This is a genomic window from Mesorhizobium sp. WSM4832 (assembly GCF_055811115.1).
The window spans coordinates 276853-301596 of the sequence record NZ_JBVVQH010000004.1 but is presented as its reverse complement, the minus strand read 5'-3'; the positions used below and the strand labels follow the sequence as shown (position 1 = coordinate 301596).

The following is a 24744-nucleotide window of genomic DNA, read 5'->3' as shown; positions in this document are numbered from 1 at the left end:
TGCTAACAGGACAGTAAGCCTGACATATCTGGGAGGATACCATGTCGGTTGACGCATTCCTCGCACTGTTGGTCTACGCCTTAGTGACTTCGATCACGCCGGGGCCGAACAACCTGATGCTGCTGGCTTCCGGCGTCAATTTCGGCATCGCCAGGACGGTTCCGCACATGCTCGGCATCAGCATCGGCTTCCTGGTCCTGCTGCTGGCCGTTGGCTTGGGGCTCGGCGCGGTGCTGACGGCCGTCCCGGCGCTGCATACGGCGCTGAAAATCGCGGGCGCCGCCTACCTGCTCTACCTCGCCTGGAAGATCGCCATGTCGCGCTCGATGAGCGATGGAAAAGGGGCGGAAGGGCAGCCGATGCGCTTCATCGATGCCGCGGCCTTCCAGTGGGTCAACCCCAAGGCGTGGGTGATGGCGATCACCGCCATGGCCGTCTACACCAATCCCGATCACCCGTTCGTCTCGGTGGCGCTGATCGCGATCGCCTTTACCATCGTCAACCTGCCCAGCGTGTCCATCTGGGCCGGCTTCGGCACGGCGCTGCGCGGCTTCCTGTCGGATCCGGCGCGGCTGAAATGGTTCAATATCGCCATGGGTGTGCTGCTCGCCGCGACGCTGTGGCCGATGCTCCGCTGAGCTCATTTTCGGACCGATGGGCGGCCCGGTTGCGGCACGCTAGCCGGCTGCCCAACGATTGTGCACTGCACATTAAATCTTCGTAATGCCGCGGTTTGACCCTTTTCCGCCAAAGCCTTGTCCTATCTATTCGGCGAAAATCGCGGCACAGGGTCGTGAATCGAGCTAAAATGGACCACCGGGATCGGCGTGTCGGTTAGAGGGCTGTTGTCGATGCGCGGAAAAATCGCCTTTGCAGTTGTAGCGGTCGCCTGCCTGGCGGGCGCCGGCCTCTACTTTTCGCCGACGACGTTGGCCAAGGTCCAGCAGCTGGTTTCGGGCAAGCAAGCTGACGCGGCCAGCACGGACAAGGCGGCGAGCGGCGACAAGACGGCCAACGCCTCGGATAATGCGAAAGGCGGCGGCGCGCGCTCCGCCTCGATCGTTTCCGCCACCGCAACGACCGCCGATTTCCCGATCCGCCGCTACGCCATCGGCTTCGTCTCTTCCCCGGCGGTGGTGAGCATCAATGCCCGGGTTTCCAGCCAGATCGTGTCGATCGCGGTCAAGGACGGGCAGATGGTCAAGGCGGGCGATGTCCTGCTTTCGCTCGACGATCGCGCGCTGAAGGCGCAACTGGCCAAGGACCAGGCGGCGCTGGCCAAAGACCAGGCGATGCTGGTGAGCGCCCAGGCCGATCTGCAGCGTGCCAAGGATCTCGTCGCCAAGCAGGCGGGCACGCAGCAGACTTACGACCAGGCGCTGGCGGCGCAAAAGTCCGCGGCCGCGACCATCGATGCCGACAAGGCCACGATCGATGCTGACACCGTGCAATTGAGCTATGCGACCATCCTGGCGCCGATCTCGGGCCGGTTGGGCGCCGTCAACGTCTCGGTCGGCGATCTCGTCACCACCAGCAACGGCAACTCGAGCAGCACGACGCCGCTTGTCACCATCACGCAGATGGATCCGCTGCAGGTGAATTTCACTCTGCCGGAAAGTGACCTTGCCTTGCTGCACAAGGCGCTCGCCGACCCGCAGCAAGGAGGCGTGACGCTGACCAAGGACGGCGATCCGACGCCGATAGGCAAGGGCGCGCTCGACTTCGTCGATTCCAGCGTCGATACGGCCTCCGGCACCATCGCCACGCGGGCGAGCATACCGAACGCGGATCTTTCGCTGTGGCCCGGCCAGTATGTGAACGTCGTGCTCGACGCCGGCACGATGCCGCAGATGACCTCGGTTCCGACGGTTGCGGTGCAGCCCAGTCAGAAGGGGCCGTTCGTCTATGTCGTCAAGCCGGACAACACCGTCGAGATGCGTCCGGTACAGGTGGCGCTGACGGACGGCGCGAACAGCGCCATCAGCGGCGGCCTGAAGAGCGGCGAGAAGGTCGTCGTCGAGGGCCAGACCAGATTGAAGAACGGCGCGCCGGTGCATGAAGGCAACGCATCCGGATCCGGTGACAAGGCATCGCCCAAGGTTGCGGAGGCCGACAAGGCCGGCGGGGCTGCCCAATGATCTCTGCATTCTGCATCCGCAAGCCTGTCGCCACCCTCCTGATGTCGTTCGCCCTCGTGCTGGGCGGAATCTTTGCCTACAAGTTCCTGCCGGTCGCAGCGCTGCCGAGCGCCGAGTTTCCGGTGGTCAACGTCTCGGCCCAACTGCCCGGCGCTTCGCCGGAGACGATGGCGACTTCCGTGGCGACGCCGCTGATCAAGCAGTTCTCCACCATCGCCGGCATCGATTCGATCTCGACCACCAACTCGCTCGGCCAGACCTCGATCGCCATCCAGTTCGTGCTCAACCGAGACATCGACGCGGCGGCCGCGGACGTGCAGGCCGCGATCGCGCGCACGCAAAGATCGCTGCCGCCCGAGATGACCGCGCCGCCAAGCTATCGCAAGGTCAATCCGGCCGACGCACCGATCCTTTTGATGTCGCTGGTCAGCGACACGGTTCCGCTCACCGATCTCGACGCCTTTGCTGAAAACGTCATCTCGCCGTCGCTGTCGACCATCGACGGCGTGGCGCAGGTCTCGATCTTCGGCCAGCAGAAATACGCGGTGCGCATCCAGATCGATCCGACAGCGCTCGCCGCGCGCGGCATCTCGATCGATCAGTTGCAGGCGGCGGTCGCCTCGGCCAACAGCAACACGCCGCTCGGCGTGCTGCAGAACGACAAGCAGCAGCTCACCATCACCGCCAACACCCTGCTCGACAATGCCGCCGGGTTCTCCAACCTGATCATCGCCACCAAGAACGGCCACCCGGTGCGGCTGGGCGAGGTGACCCGTGTCGTCGATTCGGTGCAGACCACGACGACCGCAAGTTGGTACGACGGTACCCGCGCGATCATCATGGCCGTGCAGCGCCAGCCCGACGCCAACACTGTCGACGTCGTCGACAAGGTCAAGGCGATGCTGCCCACCTTCCAGGACCAGATGCCGGCCGCCGCCCAGATCAAGCTGCTCAATGACCGCTCGACCTCGATCCGCCAGGCTGTCGATGACGTTCAGTTCACGCTGCTTTTGACCATCGCGCTGGTGGTGATGGTGATCTTCGTATTCCTGCGCAGGGTAACGGCGACGATCATCCCGGCAGTCGCGGTGCCGATCTCGCTGATCGCCACCCTCGGCGCGATGTTCCTGTTCGGCTTCTCGATCGACAATATCTCGCTGATGGGCCTGACGCTCGCGGTCGGCCTCGTCGTCGACGACGCCATCGTCATGCTCGAAAACATCTTCCGCCACATGGAGGAGGACGGGCTGTCGGCCTTCGACGCATCGCTGAAGGGCGCGCGCGAGATCGGCTTCACCATCATCTCGATCTCGATCTCGCTGGTGGCGGTGTTCATCCCGGTGCTTCTGATGGGCGGTGTCATCGGCCGCATCTTCAACGAATTCGCGGTCGTTGTGACCGTCGCCATCCTGGCCTCCATGTTCGTATCGTTGACGCTGACGCCGATGCTGTGCTCGCGGCTGTTGTCGGTGACCAAAGCCGATCGCGAGGCGCATGGCGCGGGCCACAGGCACGACATCGTCACCCGCATTTATGACTGGCTGCTGAGCTTCTGCCTGCGCCACACCTTCCTGATCTTCCTGGTCTTCATCGCGACTGCCGCGGCGTCGGTGTGGGTGATCCAGGTCTCGCCGAAGGGCTTCTTCCCGCAGGAAGATATCGGCCAGATATCGGTGACCACCATTGCGCGCCAGGACATCTCGTTCGACGCCATGGCAAAGCTGCAGGGGCAGGTGGCAAATGTGTTCTCGAAGTCGCCCTATGTCGACCACGTGGCCTGGTCGGCAGGCAGCGGCAACAACGCGCTCAACCAGGGCCAGCTCTTCGTCCAGCTCAAGGGTAAGGATCAGCGTCCCAACATCGAGAAGGTGCTTTCGGATCTGAGGCGCCAACTGGCCGGCGTGGCGGGCATCGAGGCTTATATGCAGCCGGTTCAGAACCTGAGGCTGGGTTCGCGCTCGTCCGCCAGCGCCTACCAGCTTGTGGTTCAGGGCCTCGATACCGGGCAGACCGATATCTGGGCGCAGAAGCTCAATGACGCGATGGCGGCGGACCACACGAATTTCACCGACGTCACCAGCGACCTGCAGAACAATGCCTTGCAGGCGAGCCTGGTGGTCGACCGCGACAAGGCCGCGCAGCTTGGCGTCGACACCAGCACTCTGCGCTCGGCCCTCTATGGCGGATTCGGCACCGACCAGGTTTCGACCATCTTCGGTTCGGCCGACAGCTATGAGGTCATCACCGAGCTCGATCCGAAGATCGCGTGGTCGCCGGAGCGGATGCTGGCCATCCAGGTGAGGACGGCGAGCGGCAGCCTGGTGCCGCTCGGCGCCTTCGCGCATGTCGATCGCACGGCAGGCGCGCTGACCTTGAACCAGCTCGGCCAGCTGCCGGCGGTGACGATCTCCTACAATCTGCCGCAGGGTGTCTCGCTCGGCGACACGGTGACCCGCATCGAGCAGTTGAAAGAGCAGATCGGCATGCCGACGGCGATCTCGACGACCTTCGCCGGCACCGCCAAGACCTTCCAGGATTCGCTGGCCAACCAGGGCCTGTTGATCGGCGGCGCCATCCTGACGATCTACATCGTGCTCGGCATACTCTATGAGAGCTTCATCCACCCGCTCACCATCCTTACCGGCCTGCCGTCGGCGGTGCTGGGGGCAGTGGTGGCGCTGCGCTTCGCCGGCATGGATCTGTCGGTGATCGCGGTGATCGGCATCCTCATGCTGATCGGCATCGTCAAGAAGAACGGCATCATGATGGTCGATGTCGCGCTGGAACTCAGGCGACAGGGCATGTCGGCGAAGGAGTCCATCCACAAGGCCTGCCTGATGCGCTTCCGGCCGATCATGATGACGACGCTGGCGGCGTTGATGGGCACGTTCCCGATCGCGCTCGGCACCGGCGCCAGCGCCGAATTGCGCCAGCCGCTGGGCGTTGCCGTGGTCGGCGGCCTGCTCGCCTCGCAGGCGCTGACGCTGTTCGTCACGCCGGTGATCTACGTCTATTTCGAGAATTTCTCCGGCTGGCTGCTCAGCTTCTCGTCGAGGAAGAGCCGGCCCGCGTTGCACGCGGTCGAAAGCAGCGAGCAGGGTTCGCTGTTCGATGCCGAGGAAGAAGCCGAACCGAAAAAGATTGCGGCCGAATAGGCAGCTGCTTCTGGCCTAAGGCGCGGCGCTTGCGAGGGCAGGCCGGCAATCGTAATCTTGCGTCATGTCGCACGATCATGACCACGACAACGAGCTCGACCTGTTCGCGGCGCGCGTGCGCGCGCTGGAGACGATCCTGACCCAAAAGGGCCTGATCGATCCAGCGGCCATCGACGTCATCGTCGATACATACGAGACGAAAATCGGTCCGCGCAACGGCGCACGTGTGGTGGCGAAGGCGTGGAGCGATCCGGCTTACGCCGACTGGCTGAAACGCGACGCGACGGCGGCGATCGCCTCGCTTTCCTATACCGGCCGCCAGGGCGAGCACATGCAGGCCGTGTTCAACACCGAGGAGACGCACAACCTCGTCGTCTGCACGCTCTGCTCCTGCTATCCGTGGTCGGTGCTCGGCCTGCCGCCGGTCTGGTACAAGGCGCCGCCTTACCGTTCGCGGGCGGTGATCGACCCGCGTGGCGTGCTGGAGGAATTCGGGCTGACATTGCCTAGGTCCAAGAAGATCCGCGTCTGGGATTCGACCGCCGAGCTTCGCTATCTCGTGGTGCCGATGCAGCCGAAGGGCACGGAGGGCTGGAGCGAGGAGCAACTTGCCGATCTGGTCAGCCGCGACGCGATGATCGGCACGGCGCTGGCCAAGGAGCCGATATGAACGGGCCGCAGGATCTCGGCGGGCAGATGGGTTTCGGGCCGGTCGCGCCCGAGAAGGACGAGCCTTATTTTCACGCCGCATGGGAGAGACGCGCGCTTGGCGTCACGTTGACCGCCGGCGGCATGGGGGCGTGGAATATCGACGAGAGCCGGCATGCGCGGGAATCGCTGCATCCCGCCGATTACTATTCCTCGAGCTACTACCAGATCTGGATCAAGGCGCTGGAAACGCTCCTGAAGCGCCACGGCTTCGTCACGGAGCGCGATCTTGCAGCCGGCAAGGCCGTCGATCCTGCCGCGACGCCGAAAAGGGTGCTGAAAGCGGCCGACGTGCCTGAGGTGCTGGCCAAGGGCGGGCCGTGCGACCGGCCCGTCGCCACGCCGGCGCGTTTTCGCGCTGGCGACCGCGTACGGACGAAGAACTTCAACCCGACCGGGCATACGCGCCTGCCGCGCTACGCGCGCGGCAGGAACGGGACGATCGAGGCCGTGCGCGACGGCTTCGTCTTCCCCGACAGCAACGCGCACGGCCGGGGCGAGAACCCGCAATGGGTCTATACGGTGGTGTTCGACGGGGCCGAAATCTGGGGCGAGGGCGCCGACCCGACGCTCAGCGTCTCGATCGATGCCTGGGAGAGCTATCTTGAGCCAGCGTGAGGCCGAATTGCCGGCGGGTTTCGACGAGCCGGTGTTTTCTGAGCCGTGGCAGGCCGAAGCCTTCGCCCTGACCGTGGCGCTGCACGACAAGGGCCTGTTCTCGTGGAGCGAATGGGCCGAGGCCTTATCCGCCGAAGTGAAGAAGCCGGGCGCGGCGAGCGACGGGCATGACTATTACGAGCATTGGCTGGCGGCGCTGGAAAAGCTTTTGTCCAGGAAGGGTGTCGTCCGCAAGCGCGAGGTCGATGAACTCGCCGCCGCCTGGGAACGCGCCGCGCATGCGACGCCACACGGCAAGCCAATCCTGCTGGAGAATGATCCAGGGCCCGGATAACAGGCTGCGGCAGCCGGCCCAAATAGGTCAGTTTAGCCTTCTGTTACCTCAGTCCGGATTTCGTTCTGGCACTTGGTTGCAAATATTCGGACCGCCTGCGACCATGTATTCATGACAAAAATATCTGGCGCACCATGGCCTTTGCTGCAAATCGCGATCGAGCCGAAGTCTAAGGCCGACGAGGAAAAGACGCGTATTGCCTTGTCGAAGCTAGCCGACGAGGACCCCGACTTCCGCGTTACATGGGACGAGGAATCCGGCCAGACGATCATCGCCGGCAGGGATGAAGATCAGCTGGGTATCATCGTCGACCGCCTGCGCGATGAGTTCGAGATAGGCGTGAATGTTGGTGCTCCGCAAGTGGCCTATCGCGAGACGATCACCCGCGCCCGCGAACAGGATTACACGCACAAGAGGATATTCGCCGGCCAGAGACAGTTCGCCCGCGTCAAGATTGCGTTCGAGCCGAACGGGCAGAATGCTGACCTCGTCTTTGGGTCCAAGATCGTCGGTGGTGCGGTTCCCGCCGAATATGCAGCAGGGGTCGAGACCGGGCTGCGAACCATGCTGCGCGCGGGTCCTTTCGCGGGCTTCCCGATGATCGGCATCAAGGCGACGTTGGTTGACGGCGCCTGTCAGGATTCCGACTCTTCGGCTTCCGCTTTCGAGATAGCCAGCCGCGCCTGTTTCAAGGAGGCAGCGCCGAAGCTTGGCGTGCAGTTGCTGGAGCCGATAATGAGGGTCGAGGTGGTGACGCCGCAAGATTATGTCGGAGACATCGTCAGCGATCTCAAGAACTGGCGCGGCAAGATCGAGAGCCAAGAAACCAGGGGCATGGAGATCGTCGTCGATGCGCTTGTGCCGCTCGCAAACATGCTCAAGCTCGAGGATACGCTCCGGTCGCGTTCGCAAGGGCAAGCGCGTTTGATTGTCAGCTACGCCGGATACGCTCCGGTTCCCCTGCCGCCCGACGATCGCGACCCGCCGGCCGCGATGGTTGTTGCCTGATTTCCACGCCGCTCGAATCCAACTCACGCACGACAAGGTTCGTTCCCTTTACGTTCTCGCTGGCGCCTGATAGTTTAAGGCGTCGGAGGCGCTGAGTTCGCCACCGGCGGCGGCCGATATGGTGGGGCTGTCTTGTCTTTCCTTTGCGAATCCGGTCTCTCGCGCTGATGGAATTCTCTCCCCAACAGGACGAGGCTTTGAAAGCGGTCGCCCGCTGGCTCAAGGAGGGCCAGCCGCAGGTCTTCCGTCTGTTCGGCTATGCCGGCACCGGCAAGACGACGCTGGCGCGCTATTTCGCCGAGCATGTCGACGGGCAGGTGCAGTTCGCCGCCTTCACCGGCAAGGCGGCGCAGGTGCTGCGTTCGAAGGGCGCGGTCAACGCCCGCACCATCCATTCGCTGATCTACCGGCCAAAGGGCGAGGAATCGGTTGCCGACGAGGTCACCGGCAAGACCTCGATGTCGCCGACCTTCGCGCTCAACCGGCAAAGCCCGATCGCGCGCGCCAAGCTCGTCGTCATCGACGAGTGCTCGATGGTCGACGAGCAGCTCGGCCGCGACCTCCAGAGTTTCGGCACGCCGATCCTGGTGCTTGGGGATCCGGCGCAGCTGCCGCCGATCTCGGGCGGCGGCTTCTTCACCGAGCATGAGCCTGACGTTCTGTTGACCGAGATCCACCGCCAGGCGCGCGACAATCCGATCATCCGGCTGGCGCTCGACGTGCGCGAAGGCCGCGAATTCATGCGTGGCGATTACGGCACGGCGCAGGTGATCGGCAGGGAAGACGTCAACCAGGAGCTGGTGCTCAAGGCCGACCAGGTGCTGGTCGGCACCAACCGCACGCGCCGGCGCTACAATCAAAGGCTGCGTGAGCTGAAGGGGTTCAATGCCGATTTCCCCCAGGCCGGCGACAAGCTGGTCTGCCTGCGCAACGACCCGGCCAAGGGACTGCTCAACGGCTCGCTGTGGAAGGTGATGACCTCGTCGCGCGAGACGGTGAAGCCCGGCATCAACCTTCTGGTTTCGCCGGAAGAGGACGATCCCGATCGCGGCGTCGCCAAGATCAAGCTGCTCAAGGCGGCCTTCGAGGATCCGGATGCCGAGATCCCGTGGCAGCAGAAGAAGCGTTTCGACGATTTCGACTATGGCTATGCGCTGACCGTGCACAAGGCGCAGGGCTCGCAGTGGAACGATGTCGTCCTGTTCGACGAGAGCTGGGCCTTCAAGGAGACCAGGCAGCGCTGGCTCTATACCGCCATCACCCGCGCCGCCGAGCGGCTGACGGTCGTGCGTTGACGTTTGCCGATGTCATGTTGGCCTCGCGCCAAGCCACTGCCAGGCGGCTTCCTCATCGTCCACGCCAAAGCGTCTGAATTCGAAAGGCAGCGTTTTCGGAAAGATGCCGGCGACGATAGAAGTCCATCCCGGTTCTCCTATGACCGCGCAACGAACGACATGTTGCAGCGCGTCGGCGACGCCTTGGCGAAGCGTGTCTTTCGAAATATTGGCCCAGTCCACGCTTTCCTCGTCGGTCAGTCGCACCAGCACGTCGATCCTGGGATGGAGCGCGTAGGCGGCCTCAAGCAGGCCGAACAGGTTTTCCGCATCGGCCGGCGTGACATCGCCGACGACGTCGATGGCGAAGAGCGCGTCGCGATTGGTCTCGATGCGGCGGATCGCCGGCACGGCTTCGAGGAAATTCAGTGGCAAATCCTTACGTTAGCCTCCATCTATCCCCTGGAACACCCGAAACCCTCTATCTGTTCCCTGCAAAGGCGGTATAGATGCCCGCCGATCCACTGGACCCCAGTTCATGCCCGCCAAGCTTTCGGTCAATCTCAACGCCGTCGCCATGCTGCGCAACCGCCGCGACCTGCCATGGCCGAGCGTCACCGGGCTTGGCCGCATCGCCCTTGCCGCCGGCGCGCACGGGCTGACGGTGCATCCCAGGCCTGACGAGCGGCACACAAGGCATTCCGACCTGCCCGAGATCAGGGCACTGATCGACGATGAGTTTCCCAAGGCGGAATTCAACATCGAGGGCTATCCGACCGAGGATTTCCTGGCGCTTGTCGAGAAGAACCAGCCCGAGCAGGTGACGCTGGTGCCGGACGACCCGGCGCAAGCGACATCGGACCACGGCTGGAACTTCGTCGCCCAGGCGGCGTTCCTGACACCGATCGTCAAGCGGCTGAAGAAAGGCGGGTTCCGTGTGTCGCTGTTTTCCGACGCGGATCCTGCGGGTGTGAATGCGGCTCGCGACACCGGCGCCGACCGCGTCGAGCTCTATACCGGCCCGTATGGCGGCTTCCATTCCGATTCCGCAAAGGCGGCGAAAGAATTGGAAAGACTGGGAAAAGCCGCTGATGCCGCATTCGCGGCCGGGCTTGGCGTCAATGCCGGCCACGACCTGACCGTTGACAACCTGCCGGCACTGGCCAAACGCATTCCGGCATTGGCCGAAGTATCGATTGGACATGGGTTGACAGCGGATGCGCTGGAGTATGGCATGGCCGGCACGGTTGGGCGGTTCTTGAAGGCCTGCGGATGGTAGGGTGCCTTGCGTAGCTCCGGCTGTTTCGGCGGATCCCGCGCGTTGTGGCGACCTCGGAGCGTGGCGAATCTGATAAAATGGGGTTCATGGTGCTAGCCAACGCCAGCGAAACAGAATCCCTCGAACGCTCGAGCCATGCCGAGACCGAGCGGCAGCACAGCACCAAGGTGCTCATGCTTGGCGCGCTGGGCGTCGTCTACGGTGACATCGGCACGAGCCCGATCTACGCCTTCCGCGAGGCGCTGCATGCGTCGTCGAGTTCGGTTGCCCGCCATGATGTGCTCGGCGTGCTGTCGCTGATCGTCTGGGCGCTCACCATCATCGTCACGATCAAATATGTCGCCTTCGTGCTCAGGGCCGACAATAAGGGCGAGGGCGGCACGCTGTCGCTCATGGCGCTGGCGCGCAGCGCCTACCCTCCAGGCTCCAAACTCATCCTGGTGATCGGCCTTTGCGGCGCGGCATTGTTCTTCGGCGATTCGATTATCACGCCGGCGATCTCCGTGCTGTCGGCGGTTGAAGGCCTGAAGGTCGTCACACCGGCGCTCGATGCCTTTGTGGTTCCGATCACGCTGGTCATCCTGGCGGTGCTTTTCGCCGTGCAGCGCTTCGGCACGGGCAAGGTGGCGGCGGTATTCGGACCGATTACGGCGATATGGTTCGTGGCGATCGGCGCCGCCGGCCTCTACCACATCGTCGATGATCCATCGGTTTTCCTGGCGATCAATCCGTATTACGCGATCTATTATCTGGCCACCACGCCAACCGGGGCCTTCGTAACCGTCGGCGCCGTTTTCCTGGCGGTCACCGGCGCCGAGGCGCTCTATGTCGACCTTGGTCATTTCGGCCGCAAGCCGATCGTGATGGCCTGGTTTGCAATCGTTTTCCCTTGCCTGCTGCTGAATTATTTCGGGCAGGGCGCCTTCGTGCTCTCGCATGGCGGCAAGCCCACCAATCCGTTCTTCCAGATGCTGCCCGAATGGGCGCTGATGCCGATGGTCGGCCTGGCGACGGCGGCCACCGTCATCGCCAGCCAGGCCGTCATTTCCGGCGCCTTCTCGCTGACCCGGCAGGCGGTGCAGCTCAATCTTCTGCCCCGCATCGAAGTGCAGCACACTTCCGAGATGCAGAGCGGGCAGATCTATATGCCGAGGGTCAATCTGCTGGTCGCGCTCGGCGTGATGCTTCTGGTCGTCGGTTTCGGCAGCTCGAGCGCGCTTGCCGCCGCCTATGGCATTTCGGTGACCGGCGAGATGCTGATGACGACGATCCTGTTGTTCGTCGTCATGCGCTGGCTGTGGAAATGGCAGCTGGCGCCGGCACTGGCGCTGGCGATGCTGTTCGGCGTCATCGATCTCGGCTTCTTCTCGGCCAATGTCGTCAAGATCGTCGAGGGCGGCTGGGTGTCGATCACGGTCGCTTGCCTTATGGGCCTGATCATGTGGACCTGGATCCGTGGAACCCGCTACCTTTTCGATAAGACGCGCCGCAACGAGATCCCGCTCGACTTCCTGGCGACGAATCTCCTGAAGAAGAAGCCGCAGCTCGTATCGGGCACGGCCGTGTTCCTGACCAGCGATCCGCTCAGCGCGCCGACCGCGCTCATGCACAGCCTGAAGCACTACAAGGTGCTGCACGAAAAGAATGTCATTCTCTCCGTGGTGACGGCGCCGCAGCCGGTGGTGCCCGACAGCGAGCGCGTCAAGATGGAGACGGTCAACGAGCTGTTCATGCGGGTGACGCTGACCTTCGGCTATATGGAGCAGCCCAACATTCCACGGGCGCTGGCGATATGCCGCAAGCAGGGCTGGAAGTTCGACATCATGACCACGTCGTTCTTCCTGTCACGGCGCTCACTGAAGGCTTCGCCCAATTCCGGCATGCCGGTCTGGCAGGACCGGCTGTTCATCGGCCTGGCGCGCTCGGCTGCGGATGCGACGGAATATTTCCAGATCCCCACCGGGCGCGTGGTAGAGATCGGCACACAGGTCGCCATCTGACGAGCCGGATTTGCGCCGGATGAAGAGGCCGGCTGTTCCGTGCACGGAAAGCCGTGCGTCGGCGACATGGGAGCCCTTACGTCAGGGCACTTGATATTGCACTGCAGCAAGCGTAGAGCACCGCGCGTTTATCGGAGTGTCGTCCATGGCCCTTGCCAATGGCGCTGAGGCAGAACCCGTCGACCAATCGAGCCACCCGGAAATAAAGCAACACAGCACCAAAGTGCTGATGCTGGGTGCGCTGGGCGTCGTCTATGGCGATATCGGCACCAGCCCTATTTACGCGTTTCGCGAGGCCTTGCATGCCTCGTCCGGCGGCGATGTGGCCAATCGGGCCGACATCCTTGGCGTTTTGTCGCTGATCATCTGGTCGCTGACGATCACGGTTACCGTCAAATACATCATGTTCGTGCTGCGCGCCGACAACCGCGGCGAGGGCGGCGTGCTGTCGCTGATGGCGCTGGCGCGGGGCAGTTTCTCGACGCGCTCGGCGATCATCCTTGGCATCGGCATCATCGGCGCGTCGCTGTTTTTCGGCGATGCCGTTATCACGCCCGCGATCTCCGTGCTGTCGGCGGTTGAAGGCATGAACGTCGTCACACCTGCCTTCCAGCCCTATGTCGTGCCGCTGACACTGGTCATTCTGGCCATGGTGTTTGCCGTGCAGAGGTTTGGCACCGGCGGCGTAGGCCTGGTGTTCGGCCCAGTGACAGCGGTCTGGTTTCTCGCCATCGGGCTGTCCGGGCTCAAGCACATCATCAATGACCCTGAAATCCTCTTGGCAATCAGCCCGCATTATATCGTCGCCTTCCTGATCAATTCGCCCGACGTGTCCTTTGTAACCATCGGTGCCGTCTTCCTGGCCGTCACCGGTGCCGAGGCGCTCTATGCCGACCTCGGCCATTTCGGCCGCAAGCCGATCGTGCTGGCATGGCTGGCGATCGTTTTTCCCTGCCTGCTTTTGAACTATGCCGGGCAGGGCGCCTATGTGCTGGCCAAGGGCGGCACGGTTGGCCATCCCTTCTTCGAAATGAACGAGGGCTGGGCGCTCATCCCCATGGTGGTGCTGGCGACGGCAGCGACCGTGATCGCCAGCCAGGCTGTCATTTCCGGCGCCTATTCGCTGACCAGGCAGGCGGTGCAGCTCAACATGCTGCCTCGGCTCGAAATCCTGCATACGTCGGAAAGGCAGTCCGGGCAGGTTTATATGCCGCGCGTCAACATGCTCCTGGCGCTGGTGGTGATGCTGCTGGTGGTCGGCTTCGGCGAGTCCAGCAGGCTCGCGTCGGCCTATGGCATCTCGGTCACCGGCAACATGCTGGTGACGACGGCGCTGTTGTTCGTCATCATGACCCGGATCTGGAAATGGCCGCTGTGGCGCGCTGTGGCGCTGACGGTGCTGTTTGCCTTCATCGACATCGGCTTTTTCGCTTCAAACATCGTCAAGGTGTTCGAAGGCGGCTGGGCTTCGCTGGCGGTGGCTTTCGCCATCATCCTCGGCATGTGGACCTGGGTGCGCGGCAGCCGCTATCTGTTCGACAAGACGCGCCGCAACGAGATCCCGCTCGACTTCCTGGCGGCGAATCTCTTGAAGAAAAAGCCGCAGCTCGTCTCGGGCACGGCCGTGTTCCTGACTAGCGATCCGCTGAGCGCGCCGACGGCGCTGATGCACAGTCTCAAGCACTACAAGGTGCTGCATGAAAAGAACGTCATCCTGTCGGTGGTGACGGCGCCGCAGCCGGTCGTGCCCGACAGCGAGCGCGTGAAGCTGGAGACGGTCAACGAGCTGTTCATGCGGGTGACGCTGACCTTCGGCTATATGGAGCAGCCCAACATTCCCCGAGCGCTGGCGATATGCCGCAAGCAGGGCTGGAAGTTCGACATCATGACGACGTCGTTCTTCCTGTCGCGGCGTTCGCTCAAGGCCTCGCCCAATTCCGGCATGCCGATCTGGCAGGACAGGCTGTTCATCGGCCTGGCGAAAACGGCGTCGGACGCGACGGAGTATTTCCAGATTCCCACCGGGCGCGTGGTGGAGATTGGCACGCAGGTCGCGATCTGAAAGACTGCGCCGCATAGGGTAGTTCAGCGTTACGCAATCCCTGACGGACAGCGCTGCGCGCCGCCCCCGGATTGCCCTGGAGGGAGGCGGGCATGAGCGGCGAATTGGTGCTTGTCACCGGCGGGTCCGGCTTCCTCGGAGCTCACTGCATCCTGGCGTTGCTCCAAGCGGGCTATCGCGTGCGCACCACGGTGCGCTCCGCCAAGCGCGAGGCCGATGTTCTTGCGATGTTGAAGGTTGGCGGCGTCGAGCCAGGCGATGCGCTTTCATTCGCCCATGCCGATCTGATGACCGACAAGGGATGGCCGGAAGCGGTGGCCGGATGTCGGTACGTCCTTCACGTTGCCTCGCCGTTCCCGCCCGGTGTGCCGAAACATGAGGACGACCTGATCGTCCCGGCCAGGGAAGGGGCGTTGCGCGTGCTGCGGGCCGCACGCGATGCCGGTGTCGAACGCGTCGTGCTCACGTCTTCCTTTGCCGCCATCGGCTATGGCCAGGCGCCGGTCGCCGGCCATCCGTTCACGGAAGAGAACTGGACCAATCTGTCGCAGAAGGTGAGCGCCTATGTGAAATCGAAGACGCTTGCCGAGCGGGCGGCTTGGGACTTCATCGCCAGCCAGGACGGCGCGCTGGAACTGGCGGTCGTCAATCCGGTCGGTATCTTCGGACCGGTCCTGGGGCCGGATCATTCGACGTCCACCGAAATCATTAGGCGCCTGATGAATGGCGAGATGCCGGGCCTGCCGCGCATGGTGTTCGGTGTGGTCGACGTGCGCGACGTCGCGGACCTGCATCTGCGCGCCATGACCAATCCCGCCGCCAAGGGGGAGCGGTTCCTGGCCATCAGCGGCGATTTCATGACGATGCTTGAGATCGCGCGGACGCTGAAAGCGCGGCTGGGCAATGCGGCGTCACGGGTTACGACCAGGGTGCTGCCGGACTGGCTGGTCCGGATCGTCGGGCTGTTCGACGGGCAGGCGGCCCAGATCGTGACGGAATTGGGCAAGCCGAGGAACGCGACGAGCGCCAAGGCCATGCACATGCTCGACTGGACGCCACGATCGCGCGAGGATGCACTGGTTGCCACCGGCGAAAGCCTGATCCGGCTTGGGCTGCTGAAAAAGTCGAGATAGCGCGCCCCGGACGAGATGCCCAAGGCGCGCTGATTTTAGCCAGCCAATGCGGCCTTGTTGGCCTCGAGGAACTGCTTCAGCGTCTTTGGCGTCCTGCCGGAAAGCGTCTCGATCGCGTCGGTCACCATGGCGATGCGGCCGGAGCGCGTGTTGGCGTCGAAGGACACGACGACCTCGGCGAAATCCTCGGGAACGCCTGATGCCTTTACCCCTTCGGTGAGCGCTTCATCCGGAACCTGCACGACATCGAGCGGTTTGCCGGTGACCTCGCTCACCAAGGCGGCGATTTCGGCCGTGGTGTAGGCGTGCGGACCGGTCAAGGTGTAGGTCCTGCTTTCGTCTGAGGCGCCAGCGAGGCCGGCGGCGATCGCCGCTGCCATGTCATCGCGTGCGCCGTGCGCAATGCGGCCTTCGCCGGCGGACGTATACCAGCGTCCCGAGGCAATTGCGTGCGGCAGCGCCAGGAACAGGTTCTCCTGGTACCAGCCGTTGCGGAAGATCGTGTAGGGGATGCCGCTCGCCTTGATGGCCTGCTCGGTGCTGTAGTGGTCATCGGCAAACAGGACCGGCGACCCCGGCTCCGGATTGGGCATCGAGGTGTAGAGCAGATGCGAAATGCCGGCGTTTTTGGCCGCGGCGACGGCGTTTTCGTGCTGCTTCAGGCGCCTGCCGCTTTTGAGATCGAGATCGCCGGTCGAGATGATCAGCACCTTGTCGGCGCCCTTGAATGCGGTTTCCAGCGAGGCCGCGTCGTTGAAGTCGGCGGCCCTGACGACGACGCCGCGCAGCGCCAGATCGGCAACGCTTTCTGGATTGCGTGTGGTGGCGATGATCATTGCCGGCGGAACTTTGTGCGTGTCCAGGAGATGGTTGATGACGCCGCGGCCGAGCTGGCCGGAGGCGCCGGTAACGAGGAGGGTTTCGGTCATGGGGGATCCTGACATTGCGCCGCAAAAGCGGTCGAGTGGTAGTCTCAGAAAGAGACCAGCACTAAAATAGGAATTGACCCGGTGCCGTAAAGAAGGCAGTTTTTCGGGAGGTAGGCACAGACAGGGAACCAGCCATGGACGGCAAGATCATCAATCTGAAATCGAAGATGGAGATCTACAAAGCGATAAGCGGGGGCGGCAACATTGCCAATTGTCCGGTTCGTGAAGTCATCCAGGGCGTCAGCGGCAAATGGAGATCGCTACTGATGATGGCGCTGGCTGAAAGACCCTATCGCTTCGGCGAGTTGAGGCGCCTTGTGCCCGACATTTCGCAGCGCATGCTGACCCAGACGCTGTACGATCTCCAGCGCGATGGCTACGTGCATCGTGAGGTGTTCCCGACCAAACCGCCGAGCGTCGAATACAGCCTGACCGATCTCGGGCGCTCGATGTTCGGCGCCTTTCATCAATTGATTCTGTGGGCCGAACTCAACCATGATGCGGTGCGCGCGGCGCGCGCCGATTTTGATGCCGCCCAAGCGTAAGCCTCTGGACGGCGCCGCGACTTGATTTCGCCCGTTGGCTGAAGGATTGTCCCGGCCGGTTCGGCTTGGGGGCATCGGCATTTCCTACGATATCGCAATTGCAGGCGCGGGTCCGGCAGGGCTCGCCATGGCGCTCTATCTCAAGCGTGCCGGGCACAGGGTCACCATCTTCGAGCGCTTCGAAGAGCCCAAGCCCGTCGGCTCCGGGCTGATCCTGCAGCCGACCGGCTTGACGGTTCTGGCCGATCTCGGCCTGCTTGACGACATAGTTGCGCTCGGCGCTCGCATCGATCGCCTGCATGGCGCTGATGCCTCGACCGGCCGCACCGTGCTCGAAGTCCGATACGACGCGCGGCGCGGCCGCCGCTTCGGGCTCGCGGTACACCGGGCGGCATTGTTCGGCGTGCTCTTTCGCGCCGTCCGGCGCGAGGCGATCGCCATCGAAACCGGCGTCGAGATCGAAACCGTGGAGGCCGGCGAACGGGCAACGGTGATTTTTGGCGAGGGACGAAGGGCAGGACCGTTCGATCTGGTCATCGACGCCAGCGGTTCGCGCTCGAAGCTGCGGCAATGCGCGGGCAATGCAGGCGTACCACGACCGCTCGCCTATGGCGCGTTCTGGGCCTCGCTCGGCTGGCGCGAAGGTTTTGACGAGCACGCGCTCCTGCAGCGCTACGACCGAGCCAGCGTGATGATCGGCGTGCTGCCGATCGGCCGGCCGGAACCCGGTGCCGGAACGATGGCAGCTTTCTTCTGGAGCCTGAAGCCGGCCGATGCCGACGCGGTGCGCAGCCTTGGCCTTGATGCCTGGAAGGAGAAGGTGGTCCGCCTGTGGCCGCGGAGCGGGGCATTCACCAGTCAGATCGACAGTTTCGACCAGCTTTCGCTGGCACGCTATGGCCACCACACGATGAAGCTTCCGATGGGCCGCAGGCTGGCCGTCATTGGCAATGCCGCCCATTCGACCAGCCCACAGCTCGGGCAAGGGGCCAACATGGCGCTGCTCGACGCGGCGGCGCTCAGCCATGCACTGGCGCGGGCGGATAGTGTCGAGGCAGCGCTTGAAACCTATGCCAAGGCGCGTCGCTGGCATGTGCGTGTCTTCCAGGCGCTGTCGCTGTCGCTGACACCGTTCTACCAATCGGACTCCCTAACCTTGCCCTTCGTCCGCGACCGTATGGTGGCGGCGCTGGCGAGAATTCCGCCGGGACCACAATTCCTCGCCGCCATGGTCGCCGGGACGGTGATCGACCCGTTCAGGCGGATCGGGCTTGCGGAGTTGCAATGGCCTGCCGCCGAATGATCTCGGACAGATAAGAGCTTTTTGCCCGAAGGAAGGCATTCAGCCGCCGGGGATAATCCGTGCCGACGGCTTCCTTCACCGATCGGCGTTCGCCCAAGGCCTTGCGCCAGGCCTGGACGAGCGGCTTGCCGTCGAGGATGCCGAAATCGCCGATACGGTCGAAAATGTCGAAGTAGCGGAAGATCGGCCCGTAGACGGCGTCGACCAGCGAGAAGCGCTCGCCGGCGAACCACGGACCACTTTGCCTTGCCGACAGTTCGGCCTCCACGCGCGCGAACATCTCGGACAGAGCTTGGCTTTCCTTGAAGAACGCAGCTTCATCAGAGGCGGAATAGAAGCGGCCGATGGCATTGAGCATGGCCGAGCCGAATTCGATCCAGGAGCGATGCCTTGCCCGTTCCAACGGATCGGCGGGGTGCAGCGGATTGGCCTCCGTCTCTTCGAGGAATTCGAGAATGACGGCGGATTCAAAAATGACCTCTTCACCCCCATCGCGTCGAACGCGGAGCAACGGCACTTTGCCGAGCGGCGAGATCGCCTTGAACCAGTCGGGCTTGCTGGAAAGATCGACATCGACCCGCTCGAACGCCACGCCCTTCTCGGCAAGCGAGATCGCCGCGCGCTGGACGTAGGGGCACAGGTGATGGCTGACGAGGGTGAGCTTTGCGAGGGTGAACTTGGCGGTCATCTCACTCTCCCCAGACATAATTGAGCGCGCCGTCCTCGACCCGGGTCGACAGGAACATCAGGCGCGAGCCCTTCGGCGCCGGGCCTTCGAGGCGCTCACCGTTTTCGATATTGAAGCGGGCGCCGTGCCACTGACAGACGAAGGCGCCGTCCTTGCAGTCCAGCGGTCCGCCGAAATGCAGGCAGACATTGGCCGCGGCGCGGATGCGCTCGCCGCTGCGCCAGACATGGACCTCACGACCGAAGAAGGGCGCGATCAGGCTGCCGGTTTGCGGGATATCGGCGATCTTGCAGATTTCGTGTTTCATAGGGCTGTTCCATATCAATGCATTTGCATCTATATAGATGCATCTGCATCGATCGTCAAGCTTGATGCAATTGCATCTATCGCTTAGGCTGCCCGGATGACGAAAACATCCCCATCACCCGAAGCCGTCACCGCCTGGGCGCGCCTGGTGCGCGTGTCGCGCCAACTGGTCGAAAAGACCGAGGATGCGCTGAAGGCAAACGGACTGCCGCCGCTTGCCTGGTACGACGTGCTGCATGAACTCGCCGAAGCGGGCGAGGGCGGCTTGCGTCCCTTCGAGCTGATCGATCAAGTGCTGTTGGCGCAGTACGGCGTATCGAGGCTGCTGGCCCGGCTCGAGGCGGATGGCCTGGTGGAGAGGCTGCCTGTTTCCGATGACGGCCGCGGCCAGACCGTGCGCATCACGGTAAGCGGTCGCGAGATGCGCCGCCGCATCTGGGCGATCTATGGAGCCTCGATCGGCGACCTGATGGGGGACAGGCTTTCAGCCCAGGAACTGAAGACATTGGCCAGCCTGCTCGGACGACTGCGCGACCCGACGGCCAACGATTAGCTGGCGAGCTTTTCGCTGTTCCGCCGGGTCATTTTTCGCCGCAGCCCCTTGCGTCGGAAACCGAAATACGCAATAAGCCGAACCGTAACGTACGGTACGCCCCTAAGCGACCGGGAAAACAGGACAGAGCGTGCTGCAGGCCGGCGCCGACATCGACACAAGCGAAGCGCTCACCGAGCGGCAGCAGGCCGTGCTGGATGCAGCACTTCGCCTTTTGGTCGAGGAGGGCGACAACCTGACCATGACCGCGGTGGCTCGGCGGGCAAGCTGCTCGAAGGAAACGCTCTACAAATGGTTCGGCGACCGCGACGGGCTGCTGACGGCGACAGTGCAATGGCAGGCTTCCAAGGTGCGTGTTGCGCCGGTCGATCGCAAAGGGCTCGACCTTGCTTCGCTGACGGCGAGCCTCGAACGCTTTGCGTCCGACTGGCTGAAGGTGATTTCCAGCGATACGTCGATCGCGCTCAACCGCGTGGCCGTCGGCCATGCCGGGCCAACTAAGCGTAAAGAGGGCAAGGACGATCTCGGCGCGGTCGTGCTGCAGCATGGCCGCTTCGCCCTTGCCAGGCGCCTGAAGCCGGTGTTGGAAGCAGGCCGGCAGGCCGGGCTGCTCGATTTCGAGGACGCCGAGACGGCGTTCCGGACGTTTTTCGGCCTGGTCGGCCGGGACGTGCAGATCCGTCTGCTGCTCGGCGACCGGGTGGAATTGACTGATGCGACGATCGGCGGCGACGCCGCGCGGGCGACGCAACAGTTTCTCGCTCTTTTCGGAGCAAAAGCCGGCCACAGGGCCACTGAACTATAAACGGGAAGGAAGACCAAAATGCGTGTCTACTACGATCGTGACGCCGATCTCAATCTGATCAAGGGCAAAAAGGTCGCCATCATCGGCTATGGCAGCCAGGGCCGTGCGCATGCGCTTAACCTCAAGGATTCCGGCGTCAAGGAGATCGCCATCGGTCTGAAAGTCGGTTCCGCCACCGCCAAGAAGGTCGAGGCCGACGGGCTCAAGGTGATGAGCGTGGCCGACGCCGCCAAATGGGCCGACCTGATGATGATGGCGACGCCCGACGAATTGCAGGCCGACATCTACAAAAACGAAATCGCCCCGAACATCCGCGACGGCGCCGCGATTGCTTTCGCGCATGGCCTCAACGTGCATTTCGGCCTGATCGAGCCGAAGGCTTCGGTCGACGTCGTCATGATCGCGCCGAAAGGCCCGGGCCACACCGTGCGCGGCGAATACCAGAAGGGCGGCGGCGTGCCGTGCCTGGTCGCCGTCAACCAGGACGCTTCGGGCAACGCGCTCGACCTCGCGCTGTCCTACGCCTGCGGGGTCGGCGGCGGCCGTTCCGGCATCATCGAGACCAATTTCCGCGAGGAATGCGAGACCGACCTGTTCGGCGAGCAGGTTGTGCTGTGCGGCGGTCTGGTCGAGCTGATCCGCGCTGGCTTCGAGACGCTGGTGGAAGCCGGCTACGCGCCGGAAATGGCCTATTTCGAGTGCCTGCACGAAGTGAAGCTGATCGTCGACCTGATCTATGAAGGCGGCATCGCCAACATGAACTACTCGATCTCGAACACCGCCGAATGGGGCGAATACGTCTCGGGTCCGCGCATCATCACCGCGGAGACCAAGGCCGAGATGAAGCGCATCCTGAAGGACATCCAGACTGGCAAGTTCACCTCGGAATGGATGCAGGAATACCGCGCCGGCATGTCCCGCTTCAAGGGCATCCGCCGCAACAACGACAGCCACCAGATCGAGGAGGTTGGTTCGAAGCTGCGCGCAATGATGCCGTGGATCGCCAAGAACAAGCTGGTCGACAAGGCGAAGAACTAAGGCGATCCACATCTTCTCGCCTGCGCGTCCTCGGGCTTGGCCCTGCGGTCGCGCGGGTGATCGCCAAGAACAAGCTGGTCGACAAGGCGAAGAACTAGTTCGTAATTTCATAGTTGCTTGGAGAGGCTGGCGGAGCGATCCGCCGGCTTTTTCTCGCCCGGCTGTTTCATTCCGATACGATTATGCTGGCACGCAATTCGCTTCGCATGGCCCAGAACAGTGATGGGGAGACTGGCGATGGAAACCACGGATAATGGCGCTGCATTTGTTGGCGAACGCCGGATAGAGCGACGCAGGCGTGTGCTCAGGGGCGCAACCTTGCGGTTCAACGGCGGCTTCGGAGCGGTCGAAGGATTGATGCGCAACGAGTCCGAACACGGCGCACAACTGAGCTTCGGCGATGCGACCGGCGTGCCGCACAGTTTCGAGCTGGTGGTCAATGGCGCTGCGCGTGCCGCGCTTGTACGCTGGCGCTCGGCGAGACTGGTCGGCGTTCAATTCGTCACTTGAGAAGACGCGATCCGCCGTTCAGCCGTAGTGCCAGTGAGGCTTGGGCTCGGTGCCGGTGAACTCGACGCCGATGCGATCGTCGCGGCGCCAGCGCACCACGGCCTTGTAGCCGATGCCGTCGATCGGCACGTAGAGAAGGAACTCGTCCGGCACGCGTGCATCGATCGGCACTTTCAACTCCGCGCCGTTCTCATGCATGTTGCGCACCGTGCATGTCACCTCGGAATTGGTGATGCCGGTCAGGATCGTCGCGCCTTTCAGCACGCGTTGCCTGCGTTGGATCCTGAGCTCGTTTTCGGCCATTGCGGGTACGCTCTGCGGATTTCGCCGCGAATCGGCATGTGGGGCACCAACATGGATGAATAGGCGCCGTTGATAAATATAGGATTATATCACGGTCGCGGGGCATAGGGTTGCCGCAAAATAAAACGGCGCCTCGAGGGGCGCCGTTTCCCTGCCTGTGTTGGCGGGCAACTCAGCTATAAGGCGACCAGCACTGCTTGCGGGGCCCATAGTTGGGCTGGAAAGTATTATCCCAGGCGCGATACGACCGGTAGCGGTCGTAGCACCACTGGACATGCGCGCTGGACAGCCGCTCGGTCCGGTAGATGCGCCGCGGGTGGTAGTAGCGCGGATAGGGATCGTAATAATTGCCGTAGGCCAGGCTGCCCAGGCCCAGGCCGAGACCCAGCCCCAGAAGGGCTGCCTCACCACCACCGAAATGCCGATGATGGCGGTGATGCCGCCAGCGCCAACCGTCGTCCCACCCGCCGCCATCCCAGTTGCGGGAGAAATGACGGCCGCGGAAGTCGCCGCCGCGCCATCTGAAATCGCGGCCGCGCCAGTCGCCGCCGCGGCGCCAGCGCCAGTCATACATCCGCGGCGAGTAGTTGTTGCCGCCGGCCCAGCTGTCGCGGACGGGGATGACCTTGGGGGCCGCCGTGCTCGTCGCGGTCGAGAGATCGGGTTGCAGGATCGGGCCGGCGATCGAGGGCGTCGTCACGCCGGCCGCAAGACCCAGGACCAGGAGCCCGGATCTGAGGGAAGAAAAGAGCGGTTTCATTTCACTCTCCAAGAAGTAAGGCCCCACGCCCAGCATATCCCGGGAAGAGGCCTATTGATGGAACTTTCCGTCTGAACGGAGGATGAACGGAAAGGTTCCGTCAACCATGATGGATCAACCATAGCGGGTAGGGATCAGGCTCTTGTCTTCGTGCCAGCTTGCGGGCAAAGGTCACGGCCATGTCGCTGCGCCTCGCCACCTTCAATGTCGAGAACCTGATGAACAGGTTCGATTTCTCGGGCTATCGCAACCAGCTCAATGAAGACCGCGCGCTGGCGCTGTTCGATATCCAGAGCGAGGCTGAATACCGGATCCTCGAGCAGGCCCGCGCGATCGCCCAGTCCGACGACACCCGCCAGTTGACGGCACTCGCCATCGCGGCCACCCACGCGGATATCATCTGCATGCAGGAGGTCGACAATATCGAGGCGCTGAAGGCGTTCGAATATGGCTATCTGTTCAAGATGGTCGGGCAGGGCTACCGGCAGAAATACACCACCGCCGGCAACGACACGCGCGGCATCGATGTCGCCCTGATGATGCGCAACGAGACCGCGCAAGGGCAGCCGATCGAATTCGTGCGCATGACCAGCCATGCCTATGTCACCTTCGAACAGTTCGGCCTGTTTACGCCGGAACTCGCCGCGCTCGGCTATCTTCCCAATGAGCGTATTTTTCGGCGCGACTGCCTGGAAATCGACCTGAAGGTCGGCAACGCGCCGCTGACGCTCTATCTCGTGCATTTCAAATCGATGGGCCCGCCGCGCAACGGGCTGGACGGCCGCGAGGCGACGATGGCGCTGCGTATTGCCGAGGCGCAGGCGGTGCGCCGCATCATCGAGGAACGCTTCGGCAAGGACCATGCCGCCGACAAGCGCTGGGCGATCTGCGGTGACCTGAACGATTACCGGCAACGCGTGAAGATCGACGGCGACGCCGTCGACGGCTACCGGTTCGAGGTTGTCGACGAGGCCCGGTCCTCGATCAACACCCTGACCGCCGGTGGTTTTTGCGAGAACGTCGTCGAACGGCGGCCGGAGATCGACCGCTGGAGTTTCTACCACACACGCGGCCCGGAGGAGCGGCATCTCTGCCAGCTCGATTATATCCTCCTGTCGAAGGCGCTGGCCGCGAAGAACGCCACCGCGGTTCCCGACATTATTCGCAGCGGCCAGCCCTGGCGCACCATCTTTCCGCCCGGACAGGAGGTCGAACGTTTTCCGCGCGCCGGCTGGGACAGGCCGAAGGCGTCGGACCATTGCCCTGTGGCGATCACTCTGGATATGGCGTGACCC

General features: G+C 63.3%; 24 protein-coding genes and 1 pseudogene. 19 read left to right on the top strand and 6 right to left on the bottom strand.

What is annotated here, in order from left to right; translation table 11 throughout:
* Window positions 1-41 precede the first annotated feature (41 nt).
* From AC0L2L_RS08465 to AC0L2L_RS08430, 8 genes and pseudogenes are all read left to right on the top strand, one after another.
* Window positions 42-638 (top strand): LysE family translocator, encoded by a 597-nt coding sequence (locus tag AC0L2L_RS08465; protein ID WP_473577481.1) that lies wholly within the window; start codon window positions 42-44, stop codon window positions 636-638.
* Window positions 639-851: 213 nt separating this feature from the next.
* Complete coding sequence (locus tag AC0L2L_RS08460) at window positions 852-2138, top strand: efflux RND transporter periplasmic adaptor subunit (RefSeq protein ID WP_473577479.1); 1287 nt, start codon at window positions 852-854, stop codon at window positions 2136-2138.
* The gene (locus tag AC0L2L_RS08455) at window positions 2135-5293 is read left to right on the top strand and encodes an efflux RND transporter permease subunit (RefSeq protein WP_473577478.1); all 3159 of its coding nucleotides are present in this window, start codon (window positions 2135-2137) and stop codon (window positions 5291-5293) included. The genes AC0L2L_RS08460 and AC0L2L_RS08455 overlap by 4 nt, the downstream gene beginning before the upstream one ends.
* A gap of 64 nt (window positions 5294-5357) precedes the next feature.
* Window positions 5358-5963, top strand: coding sequence for a nitrile hydratase subunit alpha (nthA, locus tag AC0L2L_RS08450; protein WP_473577476.1), 606 nt, complete (start codon window positions 5358-5360; stop codon window positions 5961-5963).
* Window positions 5960-6619 (top strand): nitrile hydratase subunit beta, encoded by a 660-nt coding sequence (gene nthB, locus AC0L2L_RS08445; RefSeq protein ID WP_473577474.1) that lies wholly within the window; start codon window positions 5960-5962, stop codon window positions 6617-6619. Before nthA ends, nthB begins: the two co-directional genes overlap by 4 nt.
* A complete protein-coding gene (locus tag AC0L2L_RS08440) occupies window positions 6588-6953 on the top strand; it encodes a nitrile hydratase accessory protein (RefSeq protein WP_473577472.1) in 366 nt (121 codons plus the stop codon). The genes nthB and AC0L2L_RS08440 overlap by 32 nt, the downstream gene beginning before the upstream one ends.
* Before the next feature lie 132 nt (window positions 6954-7085).
* Window positions 7086-7961 (top strand): annotated as a pseudogene (locus AC0L2L_RS08435) (translation factor GTPase family protein); the annotation flags it as partial.
* A gap of 167 nt (window positions 7962-8128) precedes the next feature.
* Window positions 8129-9256, top strand: a complete 1128-nt coding sequence (locus AC0L2L_RS08430; protein ID WP_473577470.1) for an ATP-dependent DNA helicase — start codon at window positions 8129-8131, stop codon at window positions 9254-9256.
* Window positions 9257-9268: 12 nt separating this feature from the next.
* Here AC0L2L_RS08430 and AC0L2L_RS08425 read toward each other — a convergent pair whose 3' ends face one another.
* Window positions 9269-9670 (bottom strand): SpoIIAA family protein, encoded by a 402-nt coding sequence (locus tag AC0L2L_RS08425; protein ID WP_473577468.1) that lies wholly within the window; start codon window positions 9668-9670, stop codon window positions 9269-9271.
* 103 nt (window positions 9671-9773) lie between these two features.
* Between AC0L2L_RS08425 and AC0L2L_RS08420 the strand changes: the two genes are divergently transcribed.
* From AC0L2L_RS08420 to AC0L2L_RS08405, 4 genes are all read left to right on the top strand, one after another.
* Entirely contained in the window at window positions 9774-10514 is a 741-nt protein-coding gene (locus AC0L2L_RS08420) for a pyridoxine 5'-phosphate synthase (protein ID WP_473577467.1), read from the top strand.
* Window positions 10515-10600: 86 nt separating this feature from the next.
* On the top strand, window positions 10601-12514 hold the full coding sequence (locus tag AC0L2L_RS08415) for a potassium transporter Kup (RefSeq protein WP_027169039.1): 1914 nt from the start codon (window positions 10601-10603) through the stop codon (window positions 12512-12514).
* 145 nt (window positions 12515-12659) lie between these two features.
* Window positions 12660-14576, top strand: coding sequence for a potassium transporter Kup (locus AC0L2L_RS08410; protein WP_473577466.1), 1917 nt, complete (start codon window positions 12660-12662; stop codon window positions 14574-14576).
* A 92-nt stretch (window positions 14577-14668) separates the two neighbouring features.
* Complete coding sequence (locus AC0L2L_RS08405; protein ID WP_473577465.1) at window positions 14669-15709, top strand: SDR family oxidoreductase; 1041 nt, start codon at window positions 14669-14671, stop codon at window positions 15707-15709.
* A 35-nt stretch (window positions 15710-15744) separates the two neighbouring features.
* Here the strand turns inward: AC0L2L_RS08405 and AC0L2L_RS08400 are convergent, their stop codons facing one another.
* Entirely contained in the window at window positions 15745-16638 is an 894-nt protein-coding gene (locus AC0L2L_RS08400) for an SDR family oxidoreductase (RefSeq protein WP_473577463.1), read from the bottom strand.
* A 134-nt stretch (window positions 16639-16772) separates the two neighbouring features.
* On the opposite strand from AC0L2L_RS08400, the gene AC0L2L_RS08395 reads away from it, so the two are divergent.
* Together AC0L2L_RS08395 and AC0L2L_RS08390 are read left to right on the top strand one after the other, a co-directional pair.
* Window positions 16773-17183, top strand: coding sequence for a winged helix-turn-helix transcriptional regulator (locus tag AC0L2L_RS08395; protein WP_473577462.1), 411 nt, complete (start codon window positions 16773-16775; stop codon window positions 17181-17183).
* 46 nt (window positions 17184-17229) lie between these two features.
* On the top strand, window positions 17230-18486 hold the full coding sequence (locus AC0L2L_RS08390) for an FAD-dependent oxidoreductase (protein ID WP_473577461.1): 1257 nt from the start codon (window positions 17230-17232) through the stop codon (window positions 18484-18486).
* On the opposite strand, the gene AC0L2L_RS08385 is transcribed toward AC0L2L_RS08390, so the two are convergent.
* Both AC0L2L_RS08385 and AC0L2L_RS08380 read right to left on the bottom strand, forming a co-directional pair.
* Window positions 18440-19174 carry a glutathione S-transferase family protein gene (locus AC0L2L_RS08385; RefSeq protein WP_473577460.1) on the bottom strand — a complete coding sequence of 245 codons (735 nt, stop codon included), beginning with the start codon at window positions 19172-19174 and terminating at the stop codon, window positions 18440-18442. The genes AC0L2L_RS08390 and AC0L2L_RS08385 overlap by 47 nt on opposite strands.
* 1 nt (window position 19175) lies before the next feature.
* A complete protein-coding gene (locus tag AC0L2L_RS08380; RefSeq protein WP_473577459.1) occupies window positions 19176-19481 on the bottom strand; it encodes a Rieske (2Fe-2S) protein in 306 nt (101 codons plus the stop codon).
* 96 nt (window positions 19482-19577) lie between these two features.
* Here AC0L2L_RS08380 and AC0L2L_RS08375 point away from each other — a divergent pair, with 96 nt between their 5' ends.
* From AC0L2L_RS08375 to AC0L2L_RS08360, 4 genes are all read left to right on the top strand, one after another.
* A complete protein-coding gene (locus AC0L2L_RS08375) occupies window positions 19578-20033 on the top strand; it encodes a MarR family winged helix-turn-helix transcriptional regulator (RefSeq protein ID WP_473577458.1) in 456 nt (151 codons plus the stop codon).
* A 133-nt stretch (window positions 20034-20166) separates the two neighbouring features.
* On the top strand, window positions 20167-20838 hold the full coding sequence (locus AC0L2L_RS08370) for a TetR/AcrR family transcriptional regulator (RefSeq protein WP_473577535.1): 672 nt from the start codon (window positions 20167-20169) through the stop codon (window positions 20836-20838).
* An 18-nt stretch (window positions 20839-20856) separates the two neighbouring features.
* Window positions 20857-21876 carry a ketol-acid reductoisomerase gene (ilvC, locus tag AC0L2L_RS08365; protein ID WP_473577457.1) on the top strand — a complete coding sequence of 340 codons (1020 nt, stop codon included), beginning with the start codon at window positions 20857-20859 and terminating at the stop codon, window positions 21874-21876.
* 237 nt (window positions 21877-22113) lie between these two features.
* Window positions 22114-22386 (top strand): hypothetical protein, encoded by a 273-nt coding sequence (locus AC0L2L_RS08360; RefSeq protein WP_473577455.1) that lies wholly within the window; start codon window positions 22114-22116, stop codon window positions 22384-22386.
* An 18-nt stretch (window positions 22387-22404) separates the two neighbouring features.
* Here AC0L2L_RS08360 and AC0L2L_RS08355 read toward each other — a convergent pair whose 3' ends face one another.
* Window positions 22405-22689 (bottom strand): PilZ domain-containing protein, encoded by a 285-nt coding sequence (locus AC0L2L_RS08355; RefSeq protein WP_473577453.1) that lies wholly within the window; start codon window positions 22687-22689, stop codon window positions 22405-22407.
* Window positions 22690-22861: 172 nt separating this feature from the next.
* Complete coding sequence (locus AC0L2L_RS08350) at window positions 22862-23449, bottom strand: BA14K family protein (RefSeq protein WP_473577451.1); 588 nt, start codon at window positions 23447-23449, stop codon at window positions 22862-22864.
* A gap of 179 nt (window positions 23450-23628) precedes the next feature.
* Between AC0L2L_RS08350 and AC0L2L_RS08345 the strand changes: the two genes are divergently transcribed.
* Window positions 23629-24741, top strand: coding sequence for an endonuclease/exonuclease/phosphatase family protein (locus tag AC0L2L_RS08345; protein WP_473577449.1), 1113 nt, complete (start codon window positions 23629-23631; stop codon window positions 24739-24741).
* Window positions 24742-24744 lie beyond the last annotated feature (3 nt).